This window comes from Paenibacillus sp. MER 180 (assembly GCF_023713665.1).
GTDB lineage: Bacteria > Bacillota > Bacilli > Paenibacillales > Paenibacillaceae > Paenibacillus_B > Paenibacillus_B suaedae.
Genome location: NZ_JAMAVT010000008.1, coordinates 331,560 through 344,519 on the forward strand (window position 1 = coordinate 331,560; position 12,960 = coordinate 344,519).

Sequence of the window (12,960 nt, forward strand, 5' to 3'; positions counted from 1 at the left end):
AGTTCCCGCTCACTTCTAACCTGCTCATGGTACGGGGCAAGGCGAACTCTATCCTCCAAGCACCGAAGGAAGAGCTGAACCTGCCACTATATCAATTGCTGATGAAGCTTCACAAAAACAAAAATTTAACCTTGTCCTCGCTCTTCAACTTTATCCGAGATGATCTGGATGACGGAATTGAGCCTATCTGTTCGATTGCGAGGTTCGATAATAATAATGTATCTATTCATGGAATGGCATTATTCCGTAATGGAAATTGGGTCGCAACCATACCTGAGGAGGATGTCAACTTCATGCTCACTATGCGTCATAACCGGATGACTGCCCCACTGTATATCGCTGAGAAGCATCTCAACACTACCCAGCCGCTCATTATTGAGAACGCTCAAGTCAGAAGGGAAATTCGAGTCCTTCGAACAGATCCCCATCCAGAGGTGAAAATCGTGCTTACCATCAAAGGAGCCACCACCTCTTCATTGAACGAGCTCGGCAACAATAAAGTCGGCACTTCAACAAACATTGCCAAAGAGCTTCAGCGCAAGTATGAGCAAGTCATTCACTTTCTGCAGGAGAATCGGACAGATTGCCTCGGAGTAGGCATGCATGTGCGCAATAAAATCGGGTACCCCGCTTATAAAGGGGAAGAATGGCCGGAGCGATTTGCGAAATCCAACATACGGTGCACAGTGAGTTTCACGAAAATTAACGAGGTGTAAGATTTATCGGCACGACACCTTTCAATATGACAACATTGTTATAGTACAATATGGTATACTGATACCAGTTGCTGGCACATCGGACGGACCGTGACCTAAGAAAGTGGTGAACAGGATATATGCAGCAATGGAAACTAAATCTCATCATTTTATGGTTCGGTTCATTTCTTGCCATGGCGGGAATGACCATGGTAACACCGTTTCTCGCTCTATATTTGCAGCATGATATCGGGCTAACCGATACCCATCAAATCGCACTCTGGTCGGGTTTTATATTTGCTGCGAACTTCTTCACTTCATTCATCTTCCAGCCAATCTGGGGGAAATTTGCCGACAAGTACGGTCGTAAAGTAATGCTGCTCCGCTCTGGATTCGGAATGGCGGCAATAACCGCGTTAATGGGGCTAGCGCAGACACCTTGGCACCTCCTGCTGCTGCGCATGCTGAACGGAACCATTTCCGGGTTCAACCCTGCCGCCGTTGCCCTCGTATCGTCAACGACACCGAAGGAACGAATGGGCTTCGCGATGGGTGTGCTTCAATCCGGCGTCGTTGCCGGATCTATCTTGGGTCCACTGATTGGCGGCGTTCTAGCCGATTGGGTCGGATATCGCCCTATCTTCTACATTACAGGCACCTTGCTCTTCCTCGCGACCTTGCTGACGATGTTCATGGTGAAGGAATCATTCGACCGCGAGAAGGCGACCGACGCAGCCGAAAAGTCTGTACTCGAGGGCTTCAAGGAATTGGCTCGCATCCCGCAATTGAAGTCGTTATTGGCTGTAACCTTCCTACTTCAATTTGCAATGCTCAGCCCGATGTCGCTGCTTCCGCTCTATGTACAAGAGCTGCATGGGTCACAGAAAGATCTTGCGCTGCTTGCGGGCATAGTCAGTGCGGTTACCGGGCTATCCAATATGATATGCTCGCCGATAATCGGGAAGCTTAGTGATAGGATTGGGTCGCATCGCATCTTGACCGTCTGTCTTATTGGTGCAGCCTGCTCCTTAATCCCTCAGGCATTCGTCAATCAAGTATGGCAGCTTGCTGCCGTACGATTCGTGCTTGGCATATTTATGGGAGGTCTTCTCCCTTCCGTCAACTCGCTTATTCGCAAATATACGCCAGACGGAATGGAAAGCCGAGCTTACAGCTTCAACAGCAGTACACTAGCACTAGGCAATATGGTTGGGCCAATCGTCGGAGGATTGGTCTCCGGCGTGATCGGGATAGAGGGAATCTTTATTATGTCGGGAGCGTTATTGCTTATCAATACTGTGTGGACTCGCTTCTCGTTGTACAGCAGTACACGTGCACAAGTCCGTCCGTAGTGTTAGCGAAGCACGTTGTTCCATTTGAGTAGTAGTTCATAAGCAGTTCAAGAATAGGTCACAGCAGCATGCCAGTTACCTCAATAGGCTTCAGACATAACGAGAATATCGCCAACAAGACCCAGGGATGCCCTGGGTCTTGTTCTATATTAGACTCGCCACCGAGCTTCGCTCTACGAACTCAAAACGCATAATATGCTGCTCTGGCATCGCTTCTGGCTGCATTATGCGGGTATAGCAAGCCTTGAACATGGCAGCACCAGCCTCTTCGTTGCGATAATCAATCGAAGTTACGCCGATTACTGCCGCCATAGGGAAGTTCTCACAGCTTATCAGGGACAGATGTTCCGGTACATAGATGTCCCGCTTCCTTCCCTCCAATATAATCCCAGCCGCAACTTCATCGCCAGAAGCAATAATAGCGGTCGGACGATTATCCATGGCAATCCACCTCTGCAGTACCTCAGCCCCATGCTGTATATTACTGCTTCGATAGAACATCCAATCCTCATCAGGTGTTACACCAACATCCCGCAGGGCATCCATATAGGCCTGCAAGCGGATTGAACTATTGTAGCTATACTCCCTACAGACTGATATCCCGATATGTCGATGACCTTTATCGATTAGATAGCGCATGGCATAGCTGTAGCTTCCATAGTAATCGAAGCTGATCGAGGTGATCGGGCGATTGCCAGCATGCTCTAACGACACAATCGGCCCATAGTGTGCGTACTCCTCAATCGTATCCCATGATAAATCCTTCGATACAATAATCAGTCCGTCAATTTGTCTACGCTTCAACATATGAAGCGCGCGCAGCTCTTCTTCCTCGTTATAATCCGTTTGAAAAAATACGAGGTTATATTTATGTTTCAGCGCTTCATCTGCCAATCCCGTCATGAAACTGGAGAAAAAAGGCATATCCATGCACGGAAGCAGGATGCCAATCATCTGTGTTCTCCCTTTGACTAGATGAACCGCATTGAAATTTTGACTGTAATCAAGCTGCTCGACCACCTGCATGACGGCCTCACGCTTCTCCTGACTCACATAGGGATGATTGTTCAATACACGGGATACCGTGGTGACGGATACCCCCGATAGCTCCGCAATCTGCTTAATATTCGCCATATACGTAATCCCCCTCATTCATCCATCGCACTCTTTATTATAACGCATGGTAACCGTTGTCTGAAAAAAAGTAAAAAAAGCTTGCTATGAAATGCATTTCATCTGTTACGTTATAGCTGTAGCCGTTATCTGCTGGCGTAACCGATGCGTGTGATGAAGCACGTACAGCATTGCTTCGTCTCATGGAAGAGGGCGTTACGGCAGAACGGCTCGCAGCCGAGCAGCATGAAGAAGGAGAGATAAATGATGACAAGAAGTATCGTATTTTTTGACATAGACGGAACATTATTGAATGAACAGAAGCGGATCGATCCTTCTACGAAGCAGGCTATCACGCAGCTCCAGCAGTCCGGCATATATACAGCGATTGCAACCGGCCGCTGTCCTGCATCCTTCAAGTGGGTATGCGAGGAGCTCAATATCCAATCCTTCGTGTCCATGAACGGACAGTATGTCGTCTTTGAAGGACAGGTTATCCATGATAATCCGATTCCAGCTGCTGAAGTTGACCGCTTAACCACAATGGCTGACGAGCGCAACCATCCTCTCGTCTACTTGCAGGCAGATGCCATGCAGAAGTCCATGATGCAGAATACATTTATCGAGGCACTGAAGCAGTTCCAAATTGAGCGACTGCCAGTTCGGCAGGTCAGTGATTCGAATAAGCCCGTTTATCAAATCTTACTATTCTGCAATGAGCAGGATGGAATGGAATACGCCGCACACTTCCCTGATTATCAGCAGCATCGCTGGGGCACCAACGCAGTAGACTTTCTACATGCCGATACAACAAAAGCTGTTGGGCTGCAAAAGATGATCGAGCATGCCGGATTTTCTCGGGAGCATTGCTATGCTTTTGGCGACGGCACGAACGATATTGAAATGCTACAATTCGTTGGCACTGGTGTGGCGATGGGGAACGCATCCGATGATATTCAGATGCATGCTAATTATGTGACATCCTCAAATAATGAAGACGGAATTCGGAATGGTCTGCAAGCAATTGGTCTCATTTAGCACATATATGAACGAACAACCCTCCGGCCTGCATGCTGGAGGGTTGTTCGTTCTGTTCTTACGTTACTATGATTTCTTATATAATGTTCAGCAGGTTCAAGAATACGAGCAGAATGACTATCGGAATGACATAACGCAGCAGCATCACATATAGGGCAAGCCCCTTCTGCCACCATGCTGCTTCTGTACGGAACTCCTCCTTCAACCGATCCTTAGGGAATCGATAGCCGACGAATAATGCGATTAGCAGTACGCCGAGCGGCATCAAGATATTCGTTACTGCGTAGTCAGCAGCTTCGAAGATCGTCAAGCCGAATAGCTGAACTTCGGATAGTACGCCGAAGGACAACGCAGAAGGTACACCAGCCAAAAAGATCAAGATACCGAACAGCACACTTAGCCGTTTCCGATTGATTTTATTCCCGCGCGAGAAGCCCGACACCAAGATTTCCAACATCGAAAATGCGGAAGTCAATGCCGCGAATAAGAATAGCGCCAAGAATAACGTAATAAAAATTCCGCCGTAAGGCATTTGCTCGAACAGTGCTGGAAGCGTGCCAAACAGCAAACCTGGACCTTCCTGCGGCTTCATACCCAATGCGAACAACGCTGGGAAAATCGCGATTCCCGCCATAATCGAAGTCAACACGTTCAAGCTAACGACAGACGTCGCAGATTTCACCAACGACTCCTTCTTGTTCAGGTAAGAGCTGTATGTGACCATAACAGATACACCGACACTGAGGCAGAAGAAGGACTGTCCGAGCGCATTCAGAATAGCTTGTCCGGTCAGCTTGCTGAAGTCTGGCATAAGGAAGTACTCAAGCCCTTCAGTCATACCCGGAAGTGTCAGCGATCGAAGAATAAGGACAAGAAATAGAATGAACAGTCCTGGCATCAAGATGCGGCTTGCTCGCTCAATGCCTGACTTAATCCCTTGACCGACGACGACAATCGTAATCAGCATGAAGGATAGCTGCGCCATGACTGCAGTCCATGGATTGGAGACTGTCTGCGCAAACAGCTCATCATAATTTCTGCCTTCTACGAGCAGTCCCCCTACAATACCACGGGCCAAATACAGTAGAATCCAGCCTCCTACCACACTGTAGAAGGAGAGCAGCAGGAAACAAGTTCCCATCCCTAAATATCCTGTCCAATGCCAACGCGTGCCCGGCGCAATTTCTTTATATGCACCGATTGCTTCCTTGCCTGTTCCACGACCGATCACAAATTCTGCAATGAGCAGCGGCAAGCCAATGCCTAATGTAAAAATAAGAAACAGAAGTAAAAATGCCCCGCCACCGCTAGTGGCGACGACATTCGGGAACTTCCATATCGCTCCGAGGCCAATGGCCGATCCCGCCGAGGCCAATATAAATCCAATCTTCGAAGTCCATTGCTCATTACCCTTCATGAATTCCTCCTGCAACCGTTCTTTCTCGTTGTCATCATCTCAACTTGCTTGTTGCCTAATCTGTGATTGTTGAACCTTAGAACGGAAGCCAATTCATTCCGTGCAAAAACACAATACCTACGATAATTGGCAGAACGTAGCGCAGCAGCACTACATATAACATTAGACCCTTATGCCACATTGATGGCATTGTGCTCCATTCTTCCTTCAATCGCTCCCGAGGGTATCGGAAGCCGACAAATAAGGAAATAAGCAGTACCCCTAGTGGAAGCATCACATTCGTTACCGCAAAGTCTGCCCACTCGAATACATTCTTGTTCAACCATGTCAGCTCGCTGCCTATTCCGAACGACAGTGCGGATGGCACGCCGAGCACGAAAATAATCATGCCAAACAACCAGCACATTCGCTTTCTACGTACCGCATCATGATGCGAGAAGGCAGCGACAACGATCTCAAGCAGCGAGAACGCTGATGTTAGTGTTGCGAACAGGAACAGAGCGAGGAAAACCGCTATAAATACACTGCCGTACGGAAGCTGCTCAAATACATTTGGCAAAGTCACGAACAGCAACCCAGGCCCGTCCACTGGCTTCATCCCCAACGCGAACAATGCAGGGAAGATGGCGATTCCCGCCATGAATGAGGTCATCACATTTAAGCCAACGACAGACAGTGCAGGCTTGCCAAGCGATTCCCCCTTCTTCAAATAGGAGCTGTAGGTCACCATACAAGAGCCGCCTACGCTCAAGCAGAAGAACGACTGCCCCAGTGCATTCAGCAGCGCTTCCGAGGACAGCTTGCTAAAGTCAGGCTTCAAAAAGTATACAATACCTTCATACATTCCTGGCAGCGTCAAGGAACGCACTATCAGCACCAGGAACAACACGAACAATCCTGGCATTAATATACGGCTTGCACGCTCGATGCCCGCCGTAACCCCTTTGGACACGACGATTATCGTCAACAGCATAAAGGCGCCCTGTGACAGCACCGCAAACCAAGGATTTGCTGAGGTTTGCGAGAATAACTGCCCATAATCACGTCCGTTCTCCAGCAATGTCCCGCTAATTGAACGAAGAAAATAAAGTACAATCCACCCGCCTACTACACTATAAAAGGAGAGCAGCAGCGAGCATGTTGCCATCCCGAGATATCCGATCCAGTGCCAACGGCTGTTCGGCGCCAGATCCCGATAAGCGGACACGGCTTCCTTGCCTGTTCCTCGACCGATAAAAAATTCGGCAAGGAGCAGCGGAAGACCGATACCGAATGTAAACAAGATAAATACAAGAAAGAAGGCTCCGCCGCCGCTCGTTGCGACTACATTTGGAAACTTCCATATTGCCCCGAGACCAATAGCGGCTCCAGCAGAAGCCAGTATGAATCCAAGCTTGGACGTCCATTGTTCTCCCGATTTCATATCATGATCCATCCTTCATTGTCGAGTTGCCGTCACATATTATAACATAAGAAGGAACGGCTTCACGCATGATTTTAGGGCTTCGGCTGCGGAATTCATACACCAAATTACGGTTATCGAACAATCGCGAGCGCCAAGCCGTCATAGGCAGGTAGCAGCGTGCTGATCAGGCGTTCATCCTGAGCAATTCTCTCATTGAAGAGACGCATAGCCTGTACAGCTGGCCCTTGCTTGGATTCATCGAGGGTGCGTCCACGCAGCATCAAGTTATCTCCTGCAATAATGGCGCCCGGTCTAGCCAGCCGTATCGCATACTCCAAGTAGTTCGGGTAGTTCCCTTTGTCCGCATCAATAAAGAAGAAGTCAAATCTTGCCTGCTCCTTCTCTAGCTCAGCCAAGGCGTTCATCGCTTCACCGACTCTATATTCCACTTGACTTCCATATCCCGCTTCTGTCAAGTTGTTCTTGGCAATATCCGCATAATCCTGACGCAATTCAAGCGATACCAGCTTGCCGTCTGACGGCATTCCGCGAAGCAGACAGCAGCCGCTATAACCGCCTAGGGCTCCAATCTCCAGTACATCCTTGCCCCCTGACATACTTACAAGCATGGTCAGCAATCTTCCGTACCCTTCGTGTACGGATATATCAGGCAAGCCATGTTGCCGAATATTTTCCTTAATCTTCTCTAATTCATGATCCTTCTTATAGAGCTGTTCCAAATACGTTTCAACCGCTTCATTAGACATTTTCACAACCTCCTGCTTTTTATGATATGATGAATGCCATATGAGTACAAGTCAGACGAGAAAACGGAGTTGAATGAGAACAATGAATCGACCTTGGTCGTTAATCGCAACTACGCCGATGGGGCTTGAATCCGTCGTCGCACGCGAATTGCAGCAACTAGGATATGAAACCCAAACCGAGAACGGACGCGTCAATTTCACTGGCGGCCCGCTGGATGTGTGCCGCGCCAATTTATGGCTGCGCTCCGCGGATCGCATACTAATTAAGATGGGACAATTCCCTGCCCGCACCTTCGATGAGCTATTTGAAGGAACCAAGGCCATTGACTGGCATGATTGGATTCCGGCTCACGGCGAATTCCCGGTTGATGGACGCTCACACAAATCCCAGCTGTCCAGTGTGCCTGCCTGCCAAGGCATCGTGAAGAAGGCGGTTGTTGATAAATTAAAGCAACAGTACCATATTGAGTGGTTTGAGGAAACAGGGCCGTTATACCGGATTGAGGTATCCCTGCTTAACGATATCGCTACCATTACATTAGACACAACAGGGGCTGGACTCCATAAGCGTGGGTATCGCAAGCAGCTGACTGGGAAAGCCCCGCTCAAAGAAACAATGGCCGCTGCACTTGTTCAGCTTAGCCGCTGGAATCCAGAGCGGCCGCTGTATGACCCATTCTGCGGCTCCGGCACACTGCTCATCGAGGCAGCTATGATTGGGTGGAATGTAGCTCCCGGACTTCGCCGCTCCTTCTCCAGTGAAGCATGGTCCGTCATCGGCGAATCATACTGGGAAGAAGCACGAGATGAAGCATTCGATGCTGTACGGGACGATATTGAACTGCAGATCATGGGCTCTGACATTGATCCAGAAGCGATTCGCCTAGCTGAAGCAGCAGCGAAGAGCGCAGGCTTCGGTCGTGAGATCCAGTTCCGTGTTGCACCAGTTGCACAGGCTAAGCCTACCGGAGATTACGGCGTCATATTGACGAACCCGCCGTACGGGGAACGATTAAGTGAGCAGGAGGAAGTCGACCGCATGATCCGCCAGCTCGGCTTCGTCTATAAGACGCTTCCGACATGGTCGATGTTCGTCATCAGTCCAAACCGCCAGTTCGAACATCGAATCGGCGATCCAGCAACGAAGCGCCGCAAGCTGTTCAACGGCAATATCGAATGCCAGTTTTATCAATACATGGGCCCGCTCCCACCACGCAAGCCGCGTCCGGAGCAACAGTCTTAATTTTAATCGGAGGCCGCCTCTATCCAATCGAGTTGTACATCACTCGATTAGGATGGGGCGGCTTTTCGTATTATTAGGTCAGCCAGAATTTCTGGTTGGCCTATTTTTGTAGGTGTATTAAGATGGCGGTAGCCGGGAGAACGTGCGGCTTTTAGGGGGAAAACCCCGGAATAAAAACTGTTCTCCCACCACCCCCAATGACCATGTTTGAGCTGGTTGGGACATTGAAGATCCCGTATCACATGCGAAGCTATGGGTTTGGAGCCATCGTGGGAGTGCCGGCGAGTATCATTAAGGAGGGTATTATGGAACCGGTAATAGGAATGGATGTATCAAAAGGAAGCAGTGTCATTCAAGCCTTTTTAGGGAGAAATGAACCCTATGGAAAAGCGAAACAGATTTATCATAACGAGCAAGGGTTTGAGTGGCTTAGCGTTTTGTGTGCAGAATTAAAAACAAGGACAGGAGCGGAGCCGGTAGTTATTATGGAGGCTACGGGGCATTATCACCGAGGGGTCGTTTGTTACCTGATTCAGAAGGACATTCGTCATATTATTCTTAATCCGCTACAGTCCAAGCGAGCAAAAGGAATGGGGCTTCGTAAGGTAAAGACCGATGAGGCAGATGCATGGAGCTTGGCCGAAATGTTTTACAGAGGAGATGCTTTGCCACACCGAATCTGGGATGAGTCATACATGGAACTTCAACACGCTACCCGCCAGCATGAGTTTGTTACATCGTTATATGTGCAAGCCAAACTCAACACTAGGGCACTGTTAGATCAAGTAATTCCAGCTTATGAAGGAGTGTTTAGTGACCTGTACTCGGCTACATCACTACAAGTGTTGCAGAGCTGTCTGCAAGGACAAATGGATAAGGCGGAGATTATAGAGAAAGTCCTAATAAAATATGCTGGAAGATCTCGCAGTCAAAGCTGGATAAGAGAGAAGTCGATACGAATAGAAGAGATATTAGGCAAGTGGAAGGAAGAGAGGACAAGTCCTTCTCAAACGGAAGCGCTGAAAGGGATGATTACGCTGCTTCTAACACTTCAAGCCCAATTGAAGCAGTTAGAACAGCAAATGGAGGAGATATCTGTTCAGCTACCAGAAGTGGATTTATTGAAATCCATTCCTGGGATTGGAGAAAAGCTTGCAGCGGCTATAGTGGCGGAGATAGGAGATATAAAGCAGTTTAGACATGCTAAGCAGCTGGTAGCTTATGCGGGACTAGATCCGAGTGTGCATAGTTCAGGAAAATTTACAGCTAGCAGTAACCGAATAACGAAGCGCGGGTCAAAACGTCTGCGTAGATCGTTATATCTAGCGGTGCAGTGTGGACTTCGGCAAGGAAATAACAGACGGTTAGCATCGTACTATGAGCGAAAAAGAAAGAAGGCAAGCCCTATAAGGTAACAGTGATCGCTTGCGCCAACAAGCTATTGCATCACATTTACGCTATCTTGAATAGAGGCCAGCCTTACCAAACATAAAACTTATTCAATTCTAAAAAACTCCACGGCAATGGAGTTTTTTTGCCATGCTTAAAAACCAGTATATCAGTAATTCATTAAATAACCAAGGGATAGCTTGACAAACATTAGCTGGTTTTTTATCGAATCCATCGGATAGAAAACGTTGACGGAAATACCTCCATTTTTAAATAATTGGTAAACATATAAACGAAGTCCACTACTGTAACAGGTACCTTCTTTTTCAATTATTACATTATCGTAAAATCTGGTATGATGAAGATTGTTTGAATAAGTAAAAGTACAGAAAGGATGGAAGTATGAATTCGTCTATGTATGGCTCGTATCACAACTCAAGCCGTCGTCTTTCTTTCTCGTCCATATTCGGACGATTCGATATGGTATGGTTCATTATCTTCATGATGTGGAAGCTGTTTTGGTTCGATCGAACGCTATCGATTCCCTATATGACGATGACCACACCCGACTTTTTCGTCGCACTAGGCGCTGTTATCCTTATCGCCGGATGGACGTTCTGGCTGTCGAAGCGCTGGCGTACAATGGTACTGCTTGTGCTCAATGTACTACTTACAATTCTTATCTTTTCGGACTTGGTATACTTTCGTTATTTTCAAGACTTCATCACAGTACCTGTGCTGCTGCAAGCTGGACAAGTTAGTTCACTTGGCGACAGTATCGCATCCTTGATCCATATCGGGGACATCTGGCTATTCATCGATTGGATCATCGTTATCCCATTGACGATCATGTATTTCAGAGTACTGTCCAAGGAACGCCGGGAACATCGGAGTGGATACTCGCTTAGCAGTGAACGACGCCGTCGACCGGCATGGGTGAGTCGCTTAATCACCTATATTCTTAGCCTTGTCATAGGCGCATTAATGATGGCTGTGCCGATACATCAAGCAACGACTACATGGGCATCCGGCGTCTTCTCGAGCAATTGGTGGAATGCCTCCATTTACAACATTACCGGGCTGTTCGGATTTCACGGCTATGATATATACCGCTATGCTGAACTGAAATGGTTCGGCGGAAATAAGCTAAGCGAAGAAGAATTGAATAAGGCTCAGATGTGGTTCGACGACCACCGTGCGAAGCTGCAAGGGCCTCCTGCCTCCTTCGGCAAATATAAGGGCAGCAATGTCATTATTGTGCAGGCAGAAGCTTTTGAGAATTTTGTCATCGGCAAGTCCTTCAACGGACAAGAGATTACACCGAATTTGAACAAGCTGCTGAAGGAAAGCATGTACTTCAATCGTTTCTCCCATCAAACCGGACAAGGACGGACATCAGATGCAGACTTTGGAGTGAACGCAAGCCTTCACCCATTGCCAACCGGGTCTGTCTTTATCCGTTATCCAGATCAAACGTATGATTCGCTGCCATCTATTCTGAAATCGTCAGGATATTCCACTGGTGCGTATCATGCCTATGATGCGGGGTTCTGGAATCGATATATTATGTACAGCAATATGGGGTACGACACCTTTATGAGCCGTACCGATTATAAGATAGACGAGCCGCTTGGGTGGTCACTTGGTGATAAGTCATTCCTGCACCAATCCGTAGCGCACATGGCTGACGGCAAATCTCCATTCTATAGCTTCCTTATTACGCTGACCAGCCATCATCCGTACAAGCTGCCAGCAGATAAACAGGAGCTGAATGTCGAGCCATATCAGGACACGATCTTTGGCGACTATTTGCAGGCTATCCATTACGTAGATGCAGCACTGGGCGAAATGATTGAAGATTTGAAGCAGCGCGGTCTATGGGATAAGACAATTTGGATGATGTACGGGGATCATGATAATTCGATTGAAGATCGCGAACCGCTTGCTCGCATGCTTGGACATGAGATCAGTGATTTCGATATGCTTGAAATGAAAAACCAAGTGCCACTTATCGTGCACTTGCCTGATGGAGCAAATGCAGGTACCTATGATACCGTGAGCGGTCAGCTAGATGTTGAGCCGACGCTCTTGCATTGGCTCGGAATCGATGCAAGCGATAAGCACCTCATGGGGCAAAATCTGCTGAACTCAGCAAATCGCTTAGTCGTCTTCCGTAATGGCTCATTCACAAACGGCAATATATATTATGTACCGTCTGCTGACGGACTGCTCGAACACGGTACCTGCTATGATTATGGGACACGCCAGCCAACTGATGTAGCTGCGTGCCAGCCATTCGCGGCAGAAGCGCAGAACCGACTTCACATCTCAGATCAGGTCATTATGAACAACGCAATTAAACAATTGCGTGAACGCAAGAAATAAAATAAACAACGAAAAGAGCCGCTGCATCATGATATGCTCCCATCATAGTAGACAGTAGGAAAAACAAAACTTCTACTGCTACAATGATGGGAGTTTTTCTAATGTCTAAAAGAAGTCCAGTATCATTAGAAGTAAAATTACATGTCGTACAGCGGT

General features: G+C 47.8%; 10 protein-coding genes and 1 pseudogene. 6 read left to right on the forward strand and 5 right to left on the reverse strand.

The features are described from left to right. The first annotated feature begins 26 nt into the window (after window positions 1–26). Window positions 27–716, forward strand: coding sequence for a Ger(x)C family spore germination C-terminal domain-containing protein (locus M3661_RS15520; protein WP_251486512.1), 690 nt, complete (start codon window positions 27–29; stop codon window positions 714–716). Window positions 717–835: 119 nt separating this feature from the next. Further along, window positions 836–2,047, forward strand: coding sequence for an MFS transporter (locus M3661_RS15525; RefSeq protein WP_251486513.1), 1,212 nt, complete (start codon window positions 836–838; stop codon window positions 2,045–2,047). Window positions 2,048–2,191: 144 nt separating this feature from the next. Here the strand turns inward: M3661_RS15525 and M3661_RS15530 are convergent, their stop codons facing one another. Next, a complete protein-coding gene (locus tag M3661_RS15530; protein WP_251486516.1) occupies window positions 2,192–3,181 on the reverse strand; it encodes a LacI family DNA-binding transcriptional regulator in 990 nt (329 codons plus the stop codon). Between the two features lie 243 nt (window positions 3,182–3,424). Between M3661_RS15530 and M3661_RS15535 the strand changes: the two genes are divergently transcribed. Continuing rightward, the gene (locus M3661_RS15535) at window positions 3,425–4,198 is read left to right on the forward strand and encodes a Cof-type HAD-IIB family hydrolase (protein ID WP_251486532.1); all 774 of its coding nucleotides are present in this window, start codon (window positions 3,425–3,427) and stop codon (window positions 4,196–4,198) included. A gap of 76 nt (window positions 4,199–4,274) precedes the next feature. Here M3661_RS15535 and M3661_RS15540 read toward each other — a convergent pair whose 3' ends face one another. The 3 genes from M3661_RS15540 to M3661_RS15550 form a co-directional block, all read right to left on the reverse strand. Further along, window positions 4,275–5,615 (reverse strand): sodium-dependent transporter, encoded by a 1,341-nt coding sequence (locus M3661_RS15540; RefSeq protein WP_021253272.1) that lies wholly within the window; start codon window positions 5,613–5,615, stop codon window positions 4,275–4,277. A 76-nt stretch (window positions 5,616–5,691) separates the two neighbouring features. Beyond that, window positions 5,692–7,038 (reverse strand): sodium-dependent transporter, encoded by a 1,347-nt coding sequence (locus tag M3661_RS15545; protein ID WP_251486541.1) that lies wholly within the window; start codon window positions 7,036–7,038, stop codon window positions 5,692–5,694. 113 nt (window positions 7,039–7,151) lie between these two features. Next, window positions 7,152–7,787 carry an O-methyltransferase gene (locus M3661_RS15550; protein WP_065293626.1) on the reverse strand — a complete coding sequence of 212 codons (636 nt, stop codon included), beginning with the start codon at window positions 7,785–7,787 and terminating at the stop codon, window positions 7,152–7,154. Between the two features lie 82 nt (window positions 7,788–7,869). Here M3661_RS15550 and M3661_RS15555 point away from each other — a divergent pair, with 82 nt between their 5' ends. The 3 genes and pseudogenes from M3661_RS15555 to M3661_RS15565 all read left to right on the forward strand — a co-directional run bounded on the left by M3661_RS15555 (window position 7,870) and on the right by M3661_RS15565 (window position 12,804). Next, window positions 7,870–9,030, forward strand: coding sequence for a THUMP domain-containing class I SAM-dependent RNA methyltransferase (locus M3661_RS15555; protein WP_251486558.1), 1,161 nt, complete (start codon window positions 7,870–7,872; stop codon window positions 9,028–9,030). Window positions 9,031–9,335: 305 nt separating this feature from the next. Next, a pseudogene (locus M3661_RS15560) lies at window positions 9,336–10,522 on the forward strand (IS110 family RNA-guided transposase). 299 nt (window positions 10,523–10,821) lie between these two features. Continuing rightward, window positions 10,822–12,804 (forward strand): LTA synthase family protein, encoded by a 1,983-nt coding sequence (locus tag M3661_RS15565; RefSeq protein WP_251486563.1) that lies wholly within the window; start codon window positions 10,822–10,824, stop codon window positions 12,802–12,804. Here the strand turns inward: M3661_RS15565 and M3661_RS15570 are convergent. Continuing rightward, window positions 12,776–12,960 (reverse strand): hypothetical protein (locus M3661_RS15570; protein WP_251486566.1); only part of this gene is annotated, 185 nt, incomplete at its 5' end. The two genes, M3661_RS15565 and M3661_RS15570, sit on opposite strands and share 29 nt — an antisense overlap.